Annotated in this window: 16 protein-coding genes and 1 pseudogene; 4 read left to right on the forward strand and 13 right to left on the reverse strand. The window is 73.0% G+C overall.

The genetic code is table 11. The annotated features are described in order from the left end of the window. The 3 genes and pseudogenes from IE217_RS27770 to IE217_RS27780 all read right to left on the reverse strand — a co-directional run. Window positions 1–171, reverse strand: a pseudogene (locus IE217_RS27770) (methylmalonyl-CoA carboxyltransferase); the annotation flags it as partial. 151 nt (window positions 172–322) lie between these two features. Beyond that, complete coding sequence (locus IE217_RS27775; protein ID WP_190180704.1) at window positions 323–2,656, reverse strand: polysaccharide lyase 8 family protein; 2,334 nt, start codon at window positions 2,654–2,656, stop codon at window positions 323–325. Between the two features lie 230 nt (window positions 2,657–2,886). Further along, window positions 2,887–3,384: a hypothetical protein gene (locus IE217_RS27780; RefSeq protein ID WP_190180798.1), complete on the reverse strand. Its 498-nt coding sequence runs from the start codon at window positions 3,382–3,384 to the stop codon at window positions 2,887–2,889. A 268-nt stretch (window positions 3,385–3,652) separates the two neighbouring features. On the opposite strand from IE217_RS27780, the gene IE217_RS27785 reads away from it, so the two are divergent. Both IE217_RS27785 and IE217_RS27790 read left to right on the forward strand, forming a co-directional pair. Then, a complete protein-coding gene (locus IE217_RS27785) occupies window positions 3,653–4,273 on the forward strand; it encodes a YceI family protein (protein ID WP_190180705.1) in 621 nt (206 codons plus the stop codon). A 237-nt stretch (window positions 4,274–4,510) separates the two neighbouring features. Next, window positions 4,511–6,142: a sigma-70 family RNA polymerase sigma factor gene (locus IE217_RS27790; protein WP_190180706.1), complete on the forward strand. Its 1,632-nt coding sequence runs from the start codon at window positions 4,511–4,513 to the stop codon at window positions 6,140–6,142. Window positions 6,143–6,210: 68 nt separating this feature from the next. Here the strand turns inward: IE217_RS27790 and IE217_RS27795 are convergent, their stop codons facing one another. Next, the gene (locus IE217_RS27795) at window positions 6,211–7,623 is read right to left on the reverse strand and encodes a hypothetical protein (protein WP_190180707.1); all 1,413 of its coding nucleotides are present in this window, start codon (window positions 7,621–7,623) and stop codon (window positions 6,211–6,213) included. 100 nt (window positions 7,624–7,723) lie between these two features. After that, window positions 7,724–10,744, reverse strand: a complete 3,021-nt coding sequence (locus IE217_RS27800; RefSeq protein ID WP_190180708.1) for a glycoside hydrolase family 3 protein — start codon at window positions 10,742–10,744, stop codon at window positions 7,724–7,726. Between the two features lie 273 nt (window positions 10,745–11,017). Here IE217_RS27800 and IE217_RS27805 point away from each other — a divergent pair, with 273 nt between their 5' ends. Together IE217_RS27805 and IE217_RS27810 are read left to right on the forward strand one after the other, a co-directional pair. After that, window positions 11,018–12,895: a ricin-type beta-trefoil lectin domain protein gene (locus IE217_RS27805; protein WP_190180709.1), complete on the forward strand. Its 1,878-nt coding sequence runs from the start codon at window positions 11,018–11,020 to the stop codon at window positions 12,893–12,895. A 16-nt stretch (window positions 12,896–12,911) separates the two neighbouring features. After that, the gene (locus tag IE217_RS27810) at window positions 12,912–13,526 is read left to right on the forward strand and encodes a GPP34 family phosphoprotein (RefSeq protein WP_190180710.1); all 615 of its coding nucleotides are present in this window, start codon (window positions 12,912–12,914) and stop codon (window positions 13,524–13,526) included. A gap of 71 nt (window positions 13,527–13,597) precedes the next feature. On the opposite strand, the gene cimA is transcribed toward IE217_RS27810, so the two are convergent. The 8 genes from cimA to IE217_RS35140 form a co-directional block, all read right to left on the reverse strand. Further along, the gene (gene cimA / locus IE217_RS27815) at window positions 13,598–15,202 is read right to left on the reverse strand and encodes a citramalate synthase (RefSeq protein ID WP_190180711.1); all 1,605 of its coding nucleotides are present in this window, start codon (window positions 15,200–15,202) and stop codon (window positions 13,598–13,600) included. A gap of 325 nt (window positions 15,203–15,527) precedes the next feature. Then, on the reverse strand, window positions 15,528–16,148 hold the full coding sequence (locus tag IE217_RS27820; RefSeq protein WP_190180712.1) for a TetR/AcrR family transcriptional regulator: 621 nt from the start codon (window positions 16,146–16,148) through the stop codon (window positions 15,528–15,530). 75 nt (window positions 16,149–16,223) lie between these two features. Continuing rightward, entirely contained in the window at window positions 16,224–17,264 is a 1,041-nt protein-coding gene (locus IE217_RS27825; RefSeq protein WP_190180713.1) for an agmatine deiminase family protein, read from the reverse strand. A gap of 11 nt (window positions 17,265–17,275) precedes the next feature. After that, complete coding sequence (locus tag IE217_RS27830) at window positions 17,276–18,997, reverse strand: urease subunit alpha (protein WP_190180714.1); 1,722 nt, start codon at window positions 18,995–18,997, stop codon at window positions 17,276–17,278. Continuing rightward, window positions 18,994–19,701: an urease subunit gamma gene (ureA, locus tag IE217_RS27835; RefSeq protein WP_190180715.1), complete on the reverse strand. Its 708-nt coding sequence runs from the start codon at window positions 19,699–19,701 to the stop codon at window positions 18,994–18,996. Before ureA ends, IE217_RS27830 begins: the two co-directional genes overlap by 4 nt. Before the next feature lie 209 nt (window positions 19,702–19,910). Next, on the reverse strand, window positions 19,911–20,999 hold the full coding sequence (locus IE217_RS27840; RefSeq protein WP_190180716.1) for a branched-chain amino acid aminotransferase: 1,089 nt from the start codon (window positions 20,997–20,999) through the stop codon (window positions 19,911–19,913). 281 nt (window positions 21,000–21,280) lie between these two features. Beyond that, a complete protein-coding gene (locus tag IE217_RS27845) occupies window positions 21,281–22,324 on the reverse strand; it encodes a 3-isopropylmalate dehydrogenase (RefSeq protein WP_190180717.1) in 1,044 nt (347 codons plus the stop codon). 81 nt (window positions 22,325–22,405) lie between these two features. Beyond that, complete coding sequence (locus tag IE217_RS35140; protein WP_268249178.1) at window positions 22,406–22,537, reverse strand: hypothetical protein; 132 nt, start codon at window positions 22,535–22,537, stop codon at window positions 22,406–22,408. Between the last annotated feature and the right edge of the window lie 89 nt (window positions 22,538–22,626).

Consider the following 22,626-nt stretch of genomic DNA (forward strand, 5'->3'; position numbering starts at 1 on the left):
CTCGATCCGCTCCCGCGCGGTCAGCTTGCCCTTGGCGTGCTGCGCCGCGGTCGCCTTCTCGCTCGGACCCGCCACCGCCTGCGCACGGATCCCGTGCAACTCGGCCACGCGCCCGCGCGCATCCGCCGGCTCGCCGGTGGGCTCACCCGTCGTCTCTTCCAAAACGGTCATGTAGTGACCTTACGAAGCACACCTGGGAAAGCGAGCCGTCGACTCCGTACAGTCTCCGGCCCGTTTTCCTGGTACCCCTGAACAGAACCACCGGGCCTTGCAGCCTTTCCGACTGCTCAGAGGGGATCGGCGTTGTGGAGGTCACACAAACTCAGGGTGCGAGAGCCACCTCACAATCATGGGTGGAACATGCCCTCCCCGGAGTGACACGCAGGCCCAGACGGGGGCCTTCGCGGATCACCTCGACGCCCTTCCCGGCCCGCAGCACCCGGCGCACGGGGTGCTCCGGCGTCTCCCAGAAGACGTCCAGCGGCCGGCCGGAGCGGGGCGGCTCGCTCACGTGGAGGGTGGCGGTACGCCCCTGACGGCGGACCAGGACACTGGCGCCCGCCGACGCGGTGAGCGGTCCCACGGTACCGGCCCGCCAGAAGTTGGCGGCGAGCAGTCCGAGGCGGGGCACGGCGACGGCCTGCCGGCCGGGGTCGTTGGCGAGGACCGTCATCCCGTGGTGACGGGCGGCGCGGGCCGCGGTCTCCTCCCGGGACGCGCCGGGCAGGAGCACGTAGACGTACGCGGCGCCGTCCGGGTCGGTGCCGTGGTCCAGCCAGAGGGTCTGCCAGCGGCGGGTGCGCCGCTCGGCCGAGCCGCCCGTGTTGATGGCGCCCCAGGCTCCCGTGCGGTCCTCGCGCAGGACGCGCAGGCACTGGCCGCCGGGGACCAGCCAGCCGCCGTGGCCCTCCAGGTGCGCCCAGTCCCGTCCCCGTACGAAGGGCTGGGCGCCGTCCGGCCCGAGGTCGCGGTTGTCGACGACCGTCTCGACGGGCACCCCGTCGGCGCAGGTGATGCCGGCACCCAGGCAGACCACGGCGTCGTCGAGGCAGAACCAGGACTTGCGGGCCTCGAGCGTGGAGCCGAGGCCCTTGAGGTGCTGCCCGATCGCCGCGTACGTGCCGTCCGTCGCGCCGCCGACCCAGCGCGCGTCGGGCCGGGGCGCGCCCCACTCGCCGCCCGCGCGGTCGGGCAGGGGCCGGGTGGAGACGGTGGTGCCGGGCAGCCGGTACCAGTCGACGGTGGGCCAGTACCAGTCGGTGTACTGGTCGGTGGGCTGCCCGGCGGCCCACCAGGTGAGCATTCCGGCGCCCGTGTGCCAGCCGCGCGGGTTCTCGCCGTTGCCGCACTCGTAGTGGGCGACGCGGTCGCTCGCCATGGCGATGTGCGCGGTGAAGCGGGGCCGGCGGTGGACGGCCCGGTCCATGGCGGCGAAGAGGCGGTGGCCGAGCGGTTCGGGCGCGGGGGCGGCCGGGGAGGCGACGGCCGTGTGCAGCCGGGCGAGGTCGGCGACGCCGAACTGGGGGTCCGTCAGTACGGGGCTCACCGTGTCCCGTTGGATCCACCCTTTGACGCGCCCGTACCAGCGCTCACGCTCGGCCGGGCCGGCCGCGTCGGCGAGCAGGGCGATCGCGGCGATGAGCGCGTGCCCGCGGGAGTGGTCGCTCTGCGGGACGCCGCGGTCGTCGTTCGTGGGCAGGCCCCGGCTGATGGCGCGGCCGCTGACGCCGTCCATCACCAGTCCGTCGTGGACGAGCGGGGCGAAGGCGTGCTCGACGGCGTCCAGGACGTGGTGCCGGTTCGGGTCGGTGACCTCCCAGGGGGAGCCGGCCAGCAGGGTGAGCAGGCGGCCCAGTCCGTCGAGGAACACCTGACCGTACGTGCCCGTGTAGGGGACCCGGGTGTGCTGCACGAACGAGCCGTCGGCGTAGAGGCCGTCGCCCTCGGTGACGTACGGGAAGACCGGTGAGAGCGCGTCCCGGGCCAGGGCGATCCGCGAGCCGTCGCGGCCGAGCACGCCCCGCAGCGCGACGACCCGGCACAGGTCGACGCGGTTGGCGCCGGTGGAGGTGCCGGAGTACGCGCGCAGGGCGCCGTCGGGGACGAAGTGGCCGACGGCGGCGCAGGCGGCGGCGATCCGGTCCGTGCCGAGGCGGTCGTACAGGGCGGCCGTGATGTCCGTGAGCAGGCGCGGACTGCCGATCCGCCACTCCCACCAGTTGCCGTAGGGGGTGGTTCCGGGGTGGTAGACCGTGGCGGCGAGGTGGTCGAGGCCGCGCAGGACGCAGGCGAGGAGGTCCTCGTCGCCGGTCGCGCCGGTGCCGGGCTGGACGCAGGCCTGGGTCATGGTCCACAGGCGGCCGTAGCTGAAGGTGATGTTGGCGGGCGGGTCGAAGGGGTGGCCCGGCCAGAGGGAGGTGGGGGTGGGGGCCATGGTGGCCTGGTGGGCCCGGGCGAGCCGGCCGGTCTCGGCGAGCCTGCCGGCCCAGGGTTCGGCGGCGGGGTCGTACCCGGCGCCGAGGGCGAGGCCGACCCAGCGGCGGCGGAGGGCCTCGTACGGGTCGGCGGGAAGCGGGGTCCGGGGCGGACGGGTGCCTGTGGTGGTGGCGGCGAGGAGGGCGGCGGTGAGCAGTAGCGAGCGGCGGTTGGCCCTCACGAGGGCCCGCCATTGCTCCGGGGACCGGGGGTCGTGCGCTGATGCACCGTCATACCCCCTGGCTAACCGCCCACACCGGGTCCGTCAAACGCGGACGGGCTCCGCTTCCAGGCCGCCTTCCCGGCCCGGGCCGGACTGTACGGCTCGCCAGTGATCGTGGCGCTGTGGCGGGTCGTCGTTCGCGGCCGGGGTTCGCCCCCGCGCCGCGGGGCGCGGGGGGTGACGAGGCTTCAGCAGCCGCCGCAGTTGTAGTACAGGACGTCCCAGTGGTTGCCCTCGTCGGCGTAGATGTTGCCGGAGGCGGCCTTGTACTGCGGGGCGCCGTCGCCTCGGAGGCCTATGTAGGTGAAGTTGTTCTTGATGTAGGCGGTGACGCAGGTGTTCTTGCCGTAGTCGAGCTTGTAGCCGTTCCAGTGGGAGTACGTGCCGGAGGCGTGGCCGGTCTCGGTGCCGCCGGTGATGTTGAGAGCGCAGCCGGCGGCCCGCTTGAGCGTCTGGGCGCCCTGGGCCGTGGCGAGGTTGAGTTGCTCGAAGGACGTGCAGGTGGAGTTGTTGCGGTCGGAGCAGTTGCCGGAGGAGGACCACGTGATGCCCACCTGGCGGAACATCGAGGTCGCGGTGGCGTGACTGATCTTGGTGACGGCGAAGGCGTCGGTGGCGGTGCCGAGGACGGCGACGCCGGGGGCGACGACGAGGGCGAGGGCGGTGAGGGCCGCGCGGGCCTTCATGACGCTCATGGGGAACCCTTCCTGCTGTTGGCCGTGCTTCCTGTGGGGCGGCTGTGCAGGTGGTGCACGCCGATGGTGCCCGAGGTCTACGCGCGTTGGCCAGAGGGCGGACACGGTCACCGTCAGCCATTCGGCCGACACGCATCGCATGATGTTGAAAGTCGAACGGAATAGGTCTACGGTCGTGAGTGTTGACCTCGTTGAATGTTCAACATCCTCGGCGCTCCCCCACCGCGCCGGGCGACATCACATCCTCAAGGAGCAGATCATGGGCATCTTCGGCCGCAAGAACGACACCACCGAGACCACCACCGCCGCCCCCGCCGCGCCGGCCGCCGTGAACCCGGAGCTCGCCGCCCTCACCGGTGAGTACACGATCGACCCGGCCCACTCCACGCTGGGCTTCGTCGCGCGGCACGCCATGGTCACCAACGTCAAGGGCAAGTTCCTCGACTTCTCCGGCGCCCTGCACCTGGACGGCGGCGACCCGGCCGCGTCCAGCGCCTCCCTCGACGTCAAGATGGACAGCATCGACACCGGTTCCGCCGACCGCGACGGCCACCTGAAGAGCGCGGACTTCTTCAAGACCGAGGAGTTCCCGACGATGACCTTCCGCTCCACCAAGGCGGAGGCCCTGGGCGGCGACGACTACCGGATCACCGGCGACCTGACGATCCTCGGCGTGACCAAGCCGCTCACCATCGACCTGGAGTTCAACGGCGCCGCCAAGGACCCCTTCGGCAACGAGCGCGTCGGTTTCGAGGGCAAGGCCGAGATCCTGCGCTCCGAGTGGGGCCTGACCTGGAACGCGGCCCTGGAGACCGGTGGCGTCCTGGTCTCGGACAAGATCAAGCTGAACTTCGACATCTCGGCGATCAAGAACGCGTGAGCCGCCCGCGGCCCCGCCGCGCCGGCGCTCGCGCACCCCTGAACGCGCCCGCTCTCCACTCCCCCGTATGTGAGAGCGGGCGCTTCGCCGTCCCGGGAGCGGACGAAGACCACCGCGGCGGCCTGCCCGGCATCTTTTTCGGGCGCGCGTGCGAAGAACTGTTATCCGGGCCGCCCTCAGCGGTCTCCCAGGCATCGGACATCATCGACCGACGTCTAGGGACGGGGAAGTTCTCGTATGACCACACAGCACACGGCGGACCTCGCGGCACTGGTCGCCGCTGCCCGCGAGGGCGATCCGCAGGCTCAGGACGCCCTGGTCAGCGCGCATCTCCCGCTGGTCTACAACATCGTGGGCCGCGCCCTGAACGGCTCGGTGGACGTGGACGACGTGGTGCAGGACACCATGCTGCGCGCCCTGGGCGGGCTCGGCTCCCTGCGCTCCCCCGAGAGCTTCCGCTCCTGGCTGGTGGCCATCGCCATGAACCGGGTCCGGGCGCACTGGCAGGACCGGCAGGCCGCGCCGGGCGCCGTCGAGGAGGCGGGCGAGGTCGCGGACCCGGGCGCCGACTTCGTGGACCTGACCATGGTGCGGCTCCAGCTGTCCGGGCAGCGCCAGGAGACCGCGCGGGCCACCCGCTGGCTGGAGCCGGACGACCGGGCGCTGCTGTCGCTGTGGTGGCTGGAGTGCGCCGGGGAGCTGACCCGGGCGGAGGTCGCCGGGGCGTTGAAGCTGTCGCCGCAGCACACCGCCGTACGGGTGCAGCGGATGAAGGCTCAGCTGGAGGCGGCCCGCGTGGTCGTACGGGCCCTGGACGCGCGTCCCCGCTGCCCGGAGCTGGGCGAGGTGCTCGCGGCCTGGGACGGCACGCCGTCCGCGCTGTGGCGCAAGCGAATAGCCCGGCACGCGCGCGACTGCGTGCGCTGCTCGGGCCTGTGGAGCGGGCTGATGCCGGCCGAGGGGCTGCTGGCGGGCCTTGCGCTGGTGCCGGTGCCGGTGGCACTGCTGGCGAACGTGCGGCCGGGCTTCGACGGGGTGCCGGCCGGCGCGGTCCCGGGCCGCGCCGGGCGTGCGGCGCGCCGCCGGGCGGCGGGCGACCACGAGGCGGCCGGCGGGCGGGTCGCCTCGCGCGAGGCGGCGCGGCGGCGCCGGCGGGTGCGGCGGCGGGCGGCCGCCGGGGCGGTCGTGGCGGCCTGCCTGGCCGGCGGCGGCGCGTGGTACTTCGGCGTGGGGCCGGGCTCGGGAGCCGAGGACGACACCGCCGCGCGGACCGCGGCCACCCCCGTCACGGACCTGGCCGCGCCCGCCACCAGCGCTCCCGTCTCCCCGTCCGCCTCCCCCTCGCCGTCCCCTTCCCCCTCCCGCTCCGCGTCCAGGAGCCCGAGCCCCGCCGCGAGCACCCACAAGGCGGCCGCGCCCGCCTCGAAGCGGCCGGTGCGGCCGACGCCCAGCGCGCCGAGCGCGCCGCCCGCCCAGCCGGCCCCGGCGGGCGCCGTGGCGCAGGTCGTCGCCCTGGTCAACCAGGAGCGTGCGAAGGCGGGCTGCGGGGCGCTGACGGAGGACCCACAGCTGGACGCCGCCGCGCAGGGCCACTCCGACGACATGGCGGCCCGCGACTTCTTCGACCACACCAACCCCGACGGCAAGGACCCCGGTCAGCGCATCACGGCGGCCGGGTACCGCTGGTCCACCTACGGGGAGAACATCGCCAGGGGCCAGCAGACCCCGGAGTCGGTGATGAACTCCTGGATGAACAGCCCCGGCCACCGCGCCAACATCCTCAACTGCTCCTTCAAGGACATCGGCGTGGGCGTCCACAAGGGTTCGGGCGGGCCGTGGTGGACGCAGGACTTCGGCACCCGGCTGTGACACGCGCCTCCGGCACCCGGCTATGACACGCGCGTCCGGCTCGCGGACGTGAACTCGCGGGGCGGGGCTCAGAACCCGCCGCCGCCCCCGCCGAAGTCCCCGCCCCCGCCGAAGTCGCCTCCGCCTCCGAAGTCACCGCCGTCGCCGAAGCCGCCCCCGAAGTCGCCCGGGTCGAAGTCGGCGCCCGACACGTCACCCCCGTCGTAGCCGCCGAAGCCTCCGGAACCGTCGTAGCCGTAACCGCTGAAGTCGCCGTAGCCGCCGCCGTAGTACGCGCCGTAGGCAGGGGCGGCCATGACGTTGCCCAGCAGGGTGCCGACGAGGAGGCCGGGGAGGATGCCGCCGCCGAAGTAGCCGCCGGCCCAGGGGCCGTAGGCGGGGCCGGCGTCCCAGTAGGGGCGGCGGCCCCAGTTGGTCTCCACCTCGCGGATGTGCGGGTCGGCGCCCTCGGCCAGGCGTACCTGGTCGGCCGCGCACACCGGCACCTGGCGGGGCGCGCCGCCGGCCGGCGCCCAGGTGGCGTCGGTGACGGAGGGGCCGTGGCGCGGGTCGAAGAAGCAGGGCGGCCGGCGTTCGGGCAGCGGGCGGCCCTCGCGGCGGGCGGCCAGCTGGGCCAGTGAGAAGCGGCCGTCCTCCAGCGCCTCCGTGACGGGGCGCACGTCCTCGGGGCGGCGGGCCTGGGCCATGTACTGCTTGGCCTGCTCGTAGGCGTCCAGGGCGCGTTCGTAGTCGGCGCGCATGGCGTCGTCCGCGCCGGCCTCGGCCGGGTGGAAGTCGAGGCGGTCCAGTTCCTCGCCGAAGGCGGTGATGTCCTCGTCGACGACCACGCGCAGCCGGTCCAGGGCGGCCCGCTGCTCGGTGGCCCGGCGGCGCCGGTTGCGCCTGACCAGCCCGTACGCGCCGAGGCCGCCGGCCACCAGGACCGCCGCGGCGGTGATCAGCGCGGTGCTCGAGGCGCCGCGGCCGTGGCCGGAGGTGCCCCAGGTGCCGGGGGCCGAGCCGTGCATGGTGGGCAGCGCCCTGTTGGTGAAGTCGGTCAGCTGGGTCTTGGCGTCCTCGCCCTGGACGCTGGTGACCAGGTTGCGCACGGCGGTGCGGGGCAGCACGGAGGCGTCGGCGCGGGCGTCGAAGCGGTCGCCGAGGCGGATGGCGTAGGCGCCGGTGATCCCGGTGGCGGTGCGCAGGTCGGTGAAGAGGCTCCGGGTGGGGTAGTCCGCGGGGAGCACCGCGACGAACAGCGGCTTGTCGGCGTCCTTGATCTGCCGGGACAGCGCGTCGGCGTCGGCGGCCGACAACTGCCCGGAGGCGGCCGGGTCGACGTAGACGGGGTTCTTGCGCAGCGCCTGGGCGACCGTGGAGATGCTCGTGGCCGCGCTCGCCCGCGGCACTCCGGCCGACAGTACGGCCACGACGGCGACCGCGAGGGCGACCAGCAGGCGGACCGGGGCGCGAAGGGCTCGGGGCTGGGCGAGGGCCTTCATGGTTCGACGCTACCCGAAAGGCGAGGAAGTAGGGCATATACATGGATGGGGGGCACACCCGGCGAGTACCCCGCTGCCGGGCATGCCTCCCATCCGCCTCTCACGCCGCCCGGTAGGCCGCCGTGAGCCGTTGCACCGCCGCCCGGTAGTGCCCGGTCAGCAGCAGGTGGTCGGCGTCGGCGAAGGGCTTCGCCACGGCCGCGCTCATGTTCTGGCCCACCGCGCACTGGACGATCAGCCGCGCCTTGGTGACGATCGCGCGGCCGGTCCGCGCGGCGTGGGCCCGCTCGGCCGCGCCCGCCGCCAATTCCAGCGCCCGCAGGGTCCCGGTGCCGCCCGAGGGCACGGCGGTCAGCGTGGTGAGCCCCCAGCCGAACGGGAACTGCGGGTCGTACGCCGTGTCGCCCACGTTGATGGGCAGCTGGGCCTCGGACTTCGGCCAGGTCACGGGGAGTTGTCCGGTGAAGGGCCGCCTGCCGTAGAGCACGTCGGCCACGCCGTCGCCCTCGGTGCCCGGCAGCCAGGAGGCGACCAGGGCGTCGATCCGCCCGAGCCGGTCGCCGATCAGCTGGGGCCGGCCCGAGACGATCAGCACCGCGCACTTCATGGCCGCGCACACCTTGTCCACCGCCGCCTTGTCGGCGGCCGAGAGCTCCAGGCCGTGGCCGTTGCCGACGTCGCCGACGCCCTCGGCGTACGGGGTCTCGCCGACGACGACCACACCGACGTCGTAGCCGCCGGTGGGCGCGGAGGCGTCCTTGGAGTAGGTGACGTCTCCCCCGGCGTTCCGCATGCCCTGGAGGACGGTGGTGCCCCGGGTGTGGGTGCCGGACTCGCCCTGCCAGGTGATGGTCCAGCCGCCGGTCTGGTTGCCGAGGTCGTCGGCGTTGGACCCGGCGACGTACACCTTCTGGTTCTTCTTCAGCGGCAGTACGCCGCCCGTGTTCTTCAGCAGCACCTGGGACTCGGCGGCCGCCCGGCGGGCGACGGCGCGGTGCGCGGGGGAGCCGATCCGCGCGGCGCCGGAGGTGTCGGCGTAGGGGTGCTCGAAGAGGCCGAGGCGGAACTTCTGGGCGAGGATGCGCGAGACGGCGTCGTCGATCCGCCGCTCGCTGATCCGCCCGGCCCTCACCTCGCCGATCAGGGCGGTGCGGAAGTCCTTGTAGGAGTACGGCACCATCATCATGTCGACGCCCGCGTTCACGGCCGTGCGCACCTGGGTGGCGTAGTCGCCGGGCAGCTGGTCGATGGCGTTCCAGTCGCTGATGACGAAGCCGTCGAAGCCCATGCGCCCCTTGAGCTCGCCGTTGATCATGTCGGCGCGGGCGTGCATCCTCACCGGGCCGCGCCCGTCGCCGATGACGTCGAGCGAGGAGTACGACGGCATGACTGAGCCGACGCCCCGGTCGACCGCCGTGCGGAAGGGCGCGAGGTGGATCGCCTGGAGCTGCTGCCGGGTGACCTTGGTGACGCCCTGGTCGATGGTGTAGGTGCCGGTGGTGGAGGAGCCGTACTCGGTGCCGCCGTCGCCGGCGAAGTGCTTGGCGGTGGCGAGCACCTTGTCGGCGCGGGACAGGTCACGGCCGTCCGCGCGGCCCTGGAGGCCCTGGACGACCGTCTCCATGGACTGCACCAGGGCCGGGTCCTCGCCGAAGGACTCGTAGGAGCGGCCCCAGCGTTCGTCGCGCGAGACGCACAGGCAGGGGGCGAAGTCCCAGGGCACGCCGGTCGCGCGGACCTCGCTCGCGGTCACCGCTCCGGTCCGCTCGGCCAGTCGGGGATCGCGGGTGGCGCCGATGCCGATGTTGTGCGGCATGACCGTGGCGCCGGCCAGGTTGTTGTGGCCGTGCACCGCGTCCACGCCGTAGATCAGGGGGATCTGGAAGCGGGTCGCCTGCGCGCGGAGCTGGAAGGCGTCGATCATCCTCGCCCAGGCGGCGGGGGTGTTGGGCGTCGGGGTGGAGCCGCCGCCGGAGAGCAGGGAGCCCAGCGCGTAGCCGGCGATGTCGGCCGGGGCGCTCATCGCGCCGCGCTCGGCCTGGGTCATCTGCCCCGCCTTCTCCTCCAGGGACATCCGGGACAGGAGGTCCGCGACCCGCTTCCTCACGGGCAGTCCGCTGTCCAGGTACGGCAGTCCGTGCGCGTCCAGGACGATCTGCGGGGTCTCGGCGGGGGCCCTGGCGCCGGTGACGTCGAGGTCGAGGGGGACGGTCCTCGCGGCTTGCGGGGACCGGTTGTTGAGGGTGGGCACCCGTACGGTCCGTGTGGTGCCGGAGGCGGTGCCCGCGGGGAAGGTGAGGGTGCCGGTGAGCGGGCGGTAGTCCGTGCCGGGGCGGGCGGTGCCGGCGCCGGTGCGGTAGGCGACGGTGACCGGTTCGGCCAGGGGTGCGGAGCCGGTGGTGGCGACGGTGACGCGGACGGACGCGGTCGTCCCCTCCCTGACGGGGTACACCGGTGCGTCGGTGGTGACGGAGGCGCGCAGCGCCTGGTCGGCCCTGCCGTACAGCTCGACGTCGTCCATGGCGAAGCGGCCCGGCGCGCCGGTCGGGAGGGTGACGGCGTAGCCCCACATCTGCGTGAGCCCGAGGACGTGGTCGATGCCGCCGACCGGCTGGTAGTCCGTGCGATAGGTGAAGGCGGTGAAGGGCAGCTCGATCTGTTTCCAGCCGCTGAAGTCGTCGGTGAAGGAGGTCGTCCACAGCTCCGACGCCTCGCCGTTCGCGCCGCCGTCCTTGATCTCGAAGGCGATCTTGCGGCCGTTGTCCTGGCCGTCCCACCAGAAGCGGACGCCCTGGTGGGCGGACCAGTCGTGGGCGGGCAGGTTCGCGGCGAAGTCGTGGGTGAAGCCGCCGTAGCCGCTGATGTCGTAGGTGCCGGTGAGGACCTTGGCGCCCTCGGGGGCGTCGGGGCGGGCGGTGAGCTGGAGGGCGGGCGGGTCGTCGGAGTCGCCGCCCCAGGTGAAGATGCCCTCGGCGGGCTGGCTCGCGAAGGGCACCTCGCCCTCGAAGCGGTCGACGGGTACGGGGGCCGGGTCGCCGGCGCCGGCGGCCTGGCCCGCGGAGGCGAGCGGGATCAGGGCGGTGAGCAGGGTGGCGGAGGCGAGCAGGGCGGTTCTTCGCATGGACCTTCCCTCGGCTCTGTGAACCCTCTGGGCTCAACTCACGGCAGGAAACTCATGACTTAGATCAGGGCGTGAGTTAACTGGTCCGCCGGGGAGCCGTCAAGACTTCACGCCGGAACCGGTACACAGGCCCGCGACGGGCCAACGGGCGGCCGGATGACGGGCGTTGTCAGTTCGGGTTGTGAACGCGCACCCCCTTGACGCGTACACCAAGCCGTCATTTACTCACGGCTCGCACGCCCCCATCCCCCACCTCACGAAGGGCGGCGCACCATGAGAAAACCCTCCCCCACGGCCCGGCTGCTCGTCGCCGGGCTGCTGGCCGCCGCCGGGCTCGGCACTCTCGGCACGGCCGGCGCGACTCCCGCGCACGCGGCCGGCGAGCAGGTGACCGCCTGGCTGACCACGACCGACGACTCCGGCGGCCGGCACGTGGTCCGCGGGCTCGAACCCCAGGCGCCGTTCGCCTTCCAGCCCGGCACCGGCGGCGGCGGCGAGAACATCACCGTGGACGAGAACACCCGCTACCAGACCTTCACCGGCGGCGGCGCCTCCTTCACGGACACCGCGGCCTGGCTGATGAACAGCGGCGGCGCGCTGTCCCAGGCGACCCGGGACGCCACCATGCGCAAGCTGTTCTCCCCCACCGACGGCATCGGGCTGTCGTTCCTGCGCAACCCGATGGGCGCCTCCGACCTGGCCCGCTACGGCTACACGTACGACGACGTGCCCGCCGGGCAGACGGACGCCACGCTGTCGAGGTTCTCCATCGCGCACGACCTCGCGGACGTGGTCCCGCTGACCCGGCAGGCGCTCCAGCTGAACCCCGCCCTGACCGTCATGGCCTCGCCGTGGACCGCGCCGGCCTGGATGAAGGACAGCGGGCAGCTCAACGGCGGCTGGCTGAAGGCGGAGGACTACGGGGCCTACGCCTCGTACTTCGTGAAGTACCTCCAGGCCTACCGCGACCAGGGCGTGCCGGTGTCGTACGTGACCGCGCAGAACGAGCCGACGTGCTGCTCGGGGTATCCGTCGATGAGCTGGAACGCCTCGGGCCTGGCCTACTTCACCAAGAGCGAGCTGCTGCCGAAGCTGGCGGCGGCGGGCCTGTCCACCAAGGTGCTGGCGCTCGACTGGAACTGGGACACCTACGACTCCTACGCCGCCCAGACGGTGGACGACGCGACGGTGCGCTCGCACCCGAACTTCGGCGGGATCGCCTGGCACGGCTACGGCGGCGACGTCACCGAGCAGACGGCGGTGCACGACCGGTACCCGCAGCTGGACGCCTTCGGCACCGAGCACTCGGGCGGCACGTGGATCGCGAACCAGCAGCGCGAGGACATGAACAACATCGTCGACTACACGCGCAACTGGGCGAAGTCGGTGACCAAGTGGTCGCTGGCGGTGGACCAGGACATGGGCCCGCACAACGGGGGCTGCGGCACCTGCACCGGGCTGGTCACGGTGCACGACGGGGACGCGCGCTCGGGACAGGTCGACTACACCGTCGAGTACTACGACATGGGGCACCTGACGAAGTTCGTCCGGCCCGGAGCGCAGCGGATCGCCTCCACGGCGTCCGCCTCGGTGCCCAACGTGGCCTGGCGCAACCCGGACGGGAGCAAGGCGCTGATCGCCTACAACGACGCTCCGGGCGCGAAGACGGTGACCATCGACTGGGGTGCGCAGCACGCCACTTACTCGCTGCCGGGCCACACGTCTGCCACCTTCACCTGGTCGGGGGCGCAGTCGGGCGGCGGGAGCCCGACGGGGGCGTTCGTGGGGCTCGCGGGCAAGTGCCTGGACGTGGCGGGCGGTTCGGCGGCCAACGGCACGGCGGTGCAGCTCTACGACTGCAACGGCACACCGGCCCAGCAGTGGACCGTGCGGACGGACGGGACCGTACGGGCGCTCGGCAAGTGCCTGGACGTGACGTCCGGGTCCACGGCGGACGGCGCGAAGGCGCAGCTCTACGACTGCAACGGCACCGGGGCGCAGCAGTGGTCGTACAACGCCTCGACCGGGGACGTGGTGAACCTGGCCGCGGACAAGTGCCTCGACGTCACGGACGACTCCTCCGCCAACGGGGCGCGGGCGCAGATCTGGTCGTGCACCGGGGCGGCCAACCAGAAGTGGCAGCTGAAGTGACGTATCGTCAGGAGGCATGACCACAGCGCGCGACCTGATGATCGTCACCCTGGACGGGCCGGCCGCCCGGCCCGTCGAGCAGGGCGACCTGTCCCTCGCGCTGGCGGGGGCCGAACTGGCCGACCTGCTGACGGGCGGGTACGTCACCCTGGACGGCGACCGCGTCGTGCCCGGCGCGCGGCCGGCCACGGGCGACCGGCTCCTGGACGAGGCGGGGGCCGCGCTCGTGGACGGGCCGCCGTACGAGACGGTGGAGGACTGGCTGTGGCGCCGGGGGCGCGGGCTGGCCGCGGCCTACGCCTCCGAGGCGGAGCCGCCGGCCGGGGAGCGCCACCGCTGGACGCCGCACCGCCCGGCCCGCCGGTCCCCGGCCGACACGGCGGGCGACACCGCGGCCGACACGCCCGCCCGCCGCGAGGCGGCCGGCCGCTGGGCGTCCGGCGATCCCGTGCTCCGCGGCCTCGCCGCGGCGGCGGGCGCCGGGGAACCGGGCGAACTCCCGGCCCCCGACGACGACTCCCTGACGGCGGTCCTGGCCGCCGTGAACGACGCGGTCACGGAACTGGAGGCGGTCCGCCAACGCCGCCGGATCGAAGACGCGGCCTTCGACAACATCTGGCGGGCCCCCTAGCCACCGCGAGCCGGGGACCGAGGGCGGGCCGGGCGCGGAGAGCGCTGTGGCCGTGCGCCGGGCGGGCCGGGCTACTTCGCCGGTTCGACGCCTGCCCGCAGGAGGCCGTAGGTGTAGGCGTCCTCCAGGGCCTGCCAGGAGGCGGCGATGACGTTGTCGGCCACGCCCACCGTGGACCATTCGCCCTTGCCGTCCGAGGTGGAGATCAGGACGCGGGTGGTGGAGGACGTGCCGTGCTTGCCCTCCAGGATGCGGACCTTGTAGTCGACCAGCTCCAGGGAGGCCAGCTCGGGGTAGATCTTCTCCAGGGCCACGCGCAGGGCGCGGTCGAGGGCGTTGACCGGGCCGTTGCCCTCGGCCGTGGCGACGATGCGCTCGCTCTTGGCCCACAGCTTGACCGTGGCCTCGTTGGCGTGGGTGCCGTCGGGGCGGTCCTCGACGATGGCCCGCCAGGACTCCACGTCGAAGTACTTCAGCGGCCTGCCCTCGGCCTCCGCGCGCAGCAGCAGCTCGAAGCTCGCGTCGGCGGCCTCGTAGGTGTAGCCCTTGAGCTCGCGCTCCTTGACCCGCTCGACCACCCGGCCGACCAGCTCGCGGTCGCCGCCGAGGTCGATGCCGAGCTCCTTGCCCTTGAGCTCGATGGAGGCGCGGCCGGCCATGTCGGAGACCAGCATGCGCATGGTGTTGCCGACCAGCTCGGGGTCGATGTGCTGGTACAGGTCGGGGTCGACCTTGATCGCGGAGGCGTGCAGGCCGGCCTTGTGCGCGAAGGCGGACACACCCACGTAGGGCTGGTGGGTGGAGGGCGTGAGGTTGACGACCTCGGCGATGGCGTGCGAGATCCGCGTCATCTCCGCCAGCCGCCCCTCGGGCAGCACCCGCTTGCCGTACTTCAGCTCGAGGGCCGCGGCCACCGGGAAGAGGTTGGCGTTGCCGACGCGCTCGCCGTAGCCGTTGGCCGTGCACTGCACGTGGGTGGCACCGGCGTCGACGGCGGCGAGGGTGTTGGCCACCGCGCATCCGGTGTCGTCCTGGGCGTGGATGCCGAGCCGCGCCCCGGTGTCGGCCAGCACGGTGGAGACGACCGCGTGGACCTGCGCGGGCAGCATGCCGCCGTTGGTGTCGCAGAGGACGACCACGTCGGCGCCCGCCTCGGCGGCGGCCCGCACGACGGCCTTGGCGTACTCGGGGTTGGCGCGGTAGCCGTCGAAGAAGTGCTCGCAGTCGACGAAGACCCTGCGGCCCTCGCAGCGCAGGTGGGAGACCGTGTCCCGCACCATCTCGAGGTTCTCCTCCAGGGTGGTGCGCAGCGCCAGCTCCACGTGCCGGTCGTGCGACTTGGCGACCAGGGTGATCACCTCGGCGCCGGACTCCAGCAGCGCCCTGACCTGCGGGTCGTCGGCCGCCTTGCCGCCCGCCCGCCGGGTGGCGCCGAAGGCGACCAGCTGGGCGTGCCGGAACTCGATCTCCTGCCGGGCGCGGGCGAAGAACTCGGTGTCCCTGGGGTTCGCGCCCGGCCAGCCGCCCTCGATGAAGCCCACGCCGAAGTCGTCCAGATGCCGGGCGATGGCCAGCTTGTCGGCGACGGTGAGGTTGATGCCCTCACGCTGGGCGCCGTCGCGCAGGGTGGTGTCGAAGACGTGGAACGAGTCGGCCGGCCGGCTGGTTTCGGTCATGGTCTCAAGGCTCCTGTTGGTGAATCTCGGTCTTACCGGAATAACCGGCTCCACCGTCCCCCCAATGGTCCCTCGCGCCTGTCCCCCGGCTGCGGGTGGGCCAGGAAAACGAAAGACCCCTCGCGGGTGCGAGAGGTCTGCGCGCGGGTCGAGGACGACGGTGGCCGCTCGCACCTGGTCGTACGAGACGGTCACTGCGGACCGGCGCGCCTGCTGCCAATAATCATGACGAACGAGAGCACGGGGGCAGTCTGGCACATTCCGCCCTCACCGCTCACCGCCGTCTCAGGATGCGGGCGCCCGCCCGAGACGCGCGGGCGGGTGATCAGGCGTCCGCGGGCCCGGTGGTCCCCAGCGACTGGTCGAGGAACTCCCCCACGTGACCGAGGACGCGCGTGCGGTCGGTGCCGCGCAGGCCGATCGCCACGTGGATGGAGAACCCGTCGAGCAGGGCGCGCAGCCGGGTGGCGAAGCGGTCGGCGTCCACCGGCCGGAACTCGCCGCGCGAGACGCCCTCGGCGATCAGGGCGACCAGGTCGCGGTGCCAGGCGCCCTCGATGGCGGCCAGCCGGTCGCGGGCGTCGTCGTCGGCGTTCTGCGAGCGGTTCCAGACCTCCAGCCACAGGGTCCAGTGCGGGTCGCGGTGGCCGTCGGGCACGTACAGGTCGACGTAGGCGTCCAGGCGTTCCCGGGCGGATCCGGTACGGGTGAGCAGCCGGGCGCGCTCGGCCCCGAGCCGGCCCTCGCTCCACTGGAGGGTGCGCAGCAGCAGTTCGTCCTTGGAGCCGAAGTAGTAGAGCAGGTGGCCGCTGCTCATGCCGACCTCGCGGCCCAGCGCCGCCATGGTGAGCTTCTCCAGACCGCGCTCGGCGATCATCTCCATGGCGGCGGCGAGGACCTCCTCGCGCGGCGGCGCGTTCCTGCGCGCGCGGGCCGCACCGGCCATCTGCTGCTCCTGTACGTGTCGGCCTTCGGACTGCGTGTCGGGCTCCGGGCTGCCGGTCGGACCTTGGGCCGCGGGTCAGACCCTGGGCTGCTGCTGCGTGATGCAGTGGATCCCGCCCCCGCCCGCGAAGATCGTACGCGCGTCGACGAGGGTCACCGTCCGCTCCGGGAAGAGCCGGCCGAAGGTCTCGGCGGCGAGCCGGTCGCGCGGGTCGCCGAAGGCGCACAGCACGACCGCGCCGTTGCAGAGGTAGTGGTTGATGTAGGAGTAGTCGGCCCAGTGGCCGTCGGCCTCCAGGACGGTGGGGGCGGCGACCCGGACGACCTCCAGGCGGCGGCCGCGCGCGTCGGTGGCCGCCTCCAGGATGCCGATGACCTCCTTGGTCACCTCGTGGTCGGGGTGCGCGGGGTCGGGCTGGTGGTGGGCGACGACCACGCCGGGGCGGGCGAAGGCGGCGACGATGTCGACATGGCCGAGGGTGCCGTAGCCGTGGGGAGGGTAGTCGCCGGTCAGCCCGCGCGGGAGCCAGATGGCCTTCTCGGTGCCGAGGTGGGCGTGGATCTCCGCCTCGACCTGTTCCCGCGTCCAGTGCGGGTTGCGCTCGGGGCCGAGCTGGACCGTCTCGGTGAGCAGGACCGTGCCCTCGCCGTCGACGTGGAGGGCGCCGCCCTCGTTGACCAGCTTCGAGGCGTACGTCCTCGCGCCGGCGAGGTCGCCGACGTGCGCGGCGATCTTGGCGTCGTGGTCCCAGCGGGCCCAGTGCTGGGCGCCCCAGCCGTTGAACGTCCAGTCCACGGCGGCGAGTTCACCGGCGCCGTTGGTGAGGAAGGTGGGGCCGATGTCGCGCATCCAGGCGTCGTCGAGGTCGCGTTCGACGGTGTCGACACCCTCGCCGAGCAGGGCGCGGGCCTCGGCGGACTGGCCGGGGCCGCAGACCACGGTGACCGGTTCGAAGCGGCGGACGGCGCGGGCGACGGACGCCCAGGCGTCACGGGCGGCGGCGAGATCGCGGGGGTCGTCGAAGGTGGGGTTGGGGGACGGCCAGGCCATCCAGGTGCGTTCGTGCGGGGCCCATTCGGCGGGCATGCGGAAGCCGTCGGCGGCGGGGGTGTTCATGGGGCGCGTCCTCAGAGGAAGTACAGGCGGTTGAGGGAGACCGACTCGGCGGGCTCGGAGCGGACCGGTTCGCCGTCGAGGGTGACCAGGCCGGTGCGCTGGTCCACGTCGACCGATCCGGTACGGGAGTTCAGGAGCAGGTCGGCGGGGCCGATGCCGCGGGTGCCCCGCACGGCGACCCGGCGCCTGCGGGTAGGCATCGTGTCGTGGCCCTGGTCCAGGGCGGCGCGGGCGACGAACGCCACCGAGATCTCCGCGGGAGTGGCGCCGTGCGCGCCGAACTGCGGTCCCAGGACGAGGGGTTCGCAGGTGTCGGTGGCCGCGTTGGGGTCGCCGGTGACGCCGTAGGCGGGGAAGCCGGACTTGAGCACGAGCTGCGGCTTGGCGCCGAAGTACTCGGGGCGCCACAGCACGATGTCGGCCAGCTTGCCGATCTCCAGGGAACCGACCTCGTGCGAAAGCCCGTGCGCGATGGCGGGGTTGATGGTCAGCTTGGCGATGTAGCGCAGCACGCGGCCGTTGTCGTCGTCCGGGCCGTCCCCGTCCGCCGGGCCCAGCTCGGCCTTCATCTTGCCGGCCATGGCGAAGGTGCGGCGCACGGTTTCGCCGGCCCGGCCCATGCCCTGCGCGTCGGAGGACGTGATCCCGATGGCGCCCAGGTCGTGCAGCACGTCCTCGGCGCCCATGGTGCCGGCGCGGATGCGGTCGCGGGCCATGGCGGCGTCGCCGGGCAGGTCGGTCTTGAGGTCGTGGACCGAGACGATCATCCCGTAGTGCTCGGCGACCGCGTCCCGGCCGAAGGGCAGGGTGGGGTTGGTGGAGGAGCCGATGACGTGGGGGACGCCGGCCATCTTCAGCACGTTGGGCACGTGTCCGCCGCCGCAGCCCTCGATGTGGAAGGCGTGGATCGTACGGCCTTGAAGGACGCGCAGGGTGTCCTCGACCGACAGGCACTCGTTCAGGCCGTCGCTGTGCAGGGCGACCTGGACGTCGTGCTCCTCGGCGACGCGCAGCGCGGTGTCCAGGGCGCGGGTGTGGGCGCCCATGTCCTCGTGCACCTTGAAACCCGAGGCGCCGCCCTCGGCCAGCGCCTCGATCAGCGGGGCCTCGTGCGAGGACGAACCCCGGCCGAGGAAGCCGATGTTGACGGGCCAGGCGTCGAAGGCGCCGAAGGCGTGCTTCAGCGCCCACGGCGAGTTGACGCCGACGCCCCAGACCGGGCCGAACTCCTGGCCGATGACCGTGGTCACGCCGGAGGCGAGCGAGGCCTCCATGATGCGCGGCGACAGCAGGTGCACATGGGTGTCGACGGCGCCGGCGGTGGCGATCAGACCCTCGCCGGACACGATGGACGTACCCGTGCCGACGACGACGTCCACGCCGTCGAGGGTGTCGGGGTTGCCGGCCCGTCCGATGGCGTGGATGCGTCCCTCGCGGATGCCGATGGACACCTTGCGCACGCCCTGCACGGCGTCGATCACGACGACGTTGCTGATCACCACGTCGCAGGTCTCGCGCACGGCGGCGGCCTTGAGGTGCAGCCCGTCCCGCGCGGTCTTGCCGAACCCGGCGAGGAACTCCTCGCCGGGACGCTGGGCGTCGGACTCCACGCGGATCACCAGCCCGGAGTCGCCGAGGCGGACGCGGTCGCCGGCGCGGGGACCGTGGGTGGCGGCGTACTCGTGGGGCGTGAGGCGGCGGGCCTCCGCGGGGTGGCCTCCGGGACGGCTCATCGCCCGGCCTCCTTCTCCTGGGTGTCCGGTACGCCGAGGTAGCCGCAGGCGGCGGCCCGGCGCAGGGCCTCCTCCCTGGCGCCCGGCGCGTCCAGCGGTCCGTCGACGAGGCCGGCGAAGCCGATCACGACGCGCTCGCCGCCGATCGGCACGAGGCCGACCTCGGCGCTCTCGCCCGGCCCGAAGCGCACGGAGGATCCGGCGGGCACGGCGAGCCGCATGCCGTAGGCGCGCTCGCGCGGGAAGTCGAGCCTGGGGTTGGCCTCGAAGAAGTGGAAGTGGGAGGTCACGGAGACGGGCACGGTGGCGGTGTTGGTGACCGTGAGCCGCACGGCCGTCTCCGGCTCGGTGTGCTCCGGGCCCGGCAGCAGCGCGCCCGGTGCGCGGTCGCCCAGGGAGCCGCCGGCGATGGGGCCGGTAACGACCGCGAGCCGTGAGCCGTCGTCGAAGACGGCCTCCACGTGCACCTCGGTGACCACGTCCGCGACGCCGGGCAGGACGTCGTCCGGGCCGAGCACCGAGCGGGCCCGCTCGATCGCCTCGGCGAGCCGGGCGCCGTCACGGGCGGCCTCGCACACCGTGTCGGCGATCAGCGCGGTGGCCTCCGGCACGTTGAGCCGTACCCCGCGGGCCCTGCGGGCGCGGGCCAGTTCGGCGGCCGTGAACAGCAGCAGTCGGTCGCGTTCGGTGGGGGTCAGTCGCACGGGAACGGCACCTCCTCGTCCTCCCGGGTTAGAACAGCACTCTAAACCGGGGGCACGGGAAAGCCAACCGAGGGGCCCACCTCGGCAAACGTTACATTGACTGCCGCTCTAAACAGCCGTTCCCCGTCCGCCGGTCGGTGCGGCGGACGGGGAACGGGGGAACGGGCTCTCAGGGGCGAGCGGGTCCCGGCTCGGGCGGGAGCCGGGTCTCAGCCGAGTTCGTGCATCCAGCCGTGGCGGTCCTCGGTGATGCCGCGCTGGATGTCCAGCAGGGCCTGGCGCAGGCGCATGGTGACCTCGCCGGGCTCGCCGCCCGACTGCTTCCACTCGGCGCCCGCGCGCTTGACCGTGCCGACGGGGGTGATGACGGCGGCCGTGCCGCAGGCGAAGACCTCGGTCAGGGTGCCGTTCTCCGAGTCGCGCTGCCACTGGTCGATGGAGACGCGGGCCTCCTCGGCCTCGTAGCCGAGGTCGCGGGCGACCGTGAGGAGCGAGTCACGCGTGACGCCCTCGAGGATCGAGCCGCTGAGGGAGGGGGTGACGATCTTGTCGCCGTAGACGAAGTACAGGTTCATGCCGCCGAGTTCCTCGACCCACTTGTGCTCCACGGCGTCGAGGTAGCAGACCTGGTCGCAGCCCTTGGCGGCGGCCTCGGCCTGGGCGAGCAGGGAGGCCGCGTAGTTGCCGCCGGTCTTGGCGTCGCCCATGCCGCCCGGGACGGCGCGCACCCGGTCCTCGGAGGCCCAGATGGAGACCGGCCTGACCCCGCCGGGGAAGTAGGCGCCGGCCGGGGAGGCGATGACGAGGAACAGGTACTCGTTGGCGGGCTTGACGCCCAGGCCGACCTCGGTGGCGATCATGAACGGGCGCAGGTAGAGCGACTCCTCGCCGCCGTGCGCCGGCACCCACGCCTTGTCCTGCTGGACCAGCACGTCGCAGGCCTCGATGAAGGTCTCGACGGGCAGCTCGGGCATGGCCAGGCGGCGCGAGGATGCCTGGAAGCGCAGGGCGTTCTTCTCCGGGCGGAAGGTGGCGACCGAGCCGTCGGGCCGGCGGTAGGCCTTCAGGCCCTCGAAGATCTCCTGCGCGTAGTGCAGGACGTGGGTGGCGGGGTCGAGGGGGATCGGCGCGTACGGAACGAGCTGGCCGTCGTGCCAGCCGCGGCCCTCGGTCCACCGGATGGTCACCATGTGGTCGGTGAAGTGGCGGCCGAAACCGGGGTTGGCCAGGATCGCCTCGCGCTCCGCGTCGGAGAGCGGATTGGCCGAGGGCTTGAGCTCGATCGTGGGCGTCGTCATGAGTGAGTGTCCTTCACCGGGTTGTAGTGACGGGCCGCGCTCACGCCCGCACGGCCAGTGGCCGGTGCTAGGACGTCCGAGCATTCCCTCATGTCGCGGCTCCGCGTTCGATTATCGCGCGGGGGCTGCGACGGAAGAAAACGGGGTGAATGCGGCCCAGGGTTGATGGTGGCACCCGGCGGCGCGGACGAAAAGCCGCCGGGTGCGGATGCGACCCGACGGCTTCGAAAGTTTCGAGTGGCCTGGGGGTCTCCCCAGGGCTTCTGGTCTCTGGGGCAGGGTCAGCCGGCTACTCGTACGGCGAGCGCGTCGCCGATCTCGGAGGTGCTGCGGGCGGGCAGGGCGGCGCGCTCCGCGAGGTCGGCGGAGACGGCGTCCTCGATCCGGCCGGCCTCGGCGTCGTAGCCGAGGTGGCGCAGCAGCAGGGCGACGGACAGGACCGTGGCGGTGGGGTCGGCCTTGCCCTGGCCGGCGATGTCGGGGGCGGAGCCGTGGACCGGCTCGAACATGGAGGGGAACTCGCGGCCGGGGTTGATGTTGCCGGAGGCCGCGACGCCGATGCCGCCGGAGACGGCGGCGGCGAGGTCGGTGATGATGTCGCCGAAGAGGTTGTCGGTGACGATGACGTCGAAGCGCTCGGGCTGGGTGACCAGGTAGATGGTGGCCGCGTCGACGTGGATGTACTCGGTGGTGACCTCGGGGTACTCCTCGGCCACCTTGTTGAAGACGTTCGTCCACAGGTGACCGGCGAAGGTCAGCACGTTGTTCTTGTGGACGAGGGTGAGCTTCTTGCGCGGGCGGGCCTGGGCGCGGGCGAAGGCGTCGCGGACGACGCGCTCGACACCGTAGGCCGTGTTGACGGAGACCTCGGTGGCGACCTCGTGCTCGGTGCCCTTGCGGATGGTGCCGCCGTTGCCCGTGTAGGGGCCCTCGGTGCCCTCGCGGACCACGACGAAGTCGATCTCCGGCTCACCGGCGAGCGGGGTGGCGACGCCGGGCAGGAGCTTGCTGGGCCGCAGGTTGACGTGGTGGTCGAAGGCGAAGCGGAGCTTGAGCAGGAAGCCGCGCTCCAGGACGCCGGACGGCACCGAGGGGTCGCCGATCGCGCCGAGCAGGATGGCGTCGTGCTGCTTGAGCTGCTCGAGGTCCGCGTCGGTGAGGGTCTCGCCGGTGGCGTGGTAGCGCCGGGCGCCGAAGTCGAACTCCCGGGTCTCCAGCTTGACGTCCTGCGGGAGGACGGCGGCCAGGACCTTCAGGCCCTCGGCCACGACTTCCTGGCCGATGCCGTCACCGGGAATCACTGCGAGATCGATGCTGCGAGACATGTCGGCACCCTACTCCTCGTCCCAGGAGATGACACACGCTGTCCGCGATGCGGACAGCCGGTACGTGCGGGGACGGACGGCTCAGTGGCCCGTCTCGCCGCCGTTGTCGCGGCGGTCGAGGGCGCGCTGGAGGGCGGCGGCGGCGTTGCGGCGGTCGGACTCGGTGGTGCGGGAGACGTGGCGGACTCGGCGGCGGACGGTCGTCTCGGCCATGGGGAATCGACTCCTTCGAGAACAACGTGGAGTGCGGAAAGAGGGTTGCGAGACTCCCCCACTGCCTATGGGCGTGGGCGGTACCCCGG

This window comes from Streptomyces naganishii JCM 4654 (assembly GCF_014650575.1).
Classification (GTDB): Bacteria; Actinomycetota; Actinomycetes; order Streptomycetales; family Streptomycetaceae; genus Streptomyces; species Streptomyces naganishii.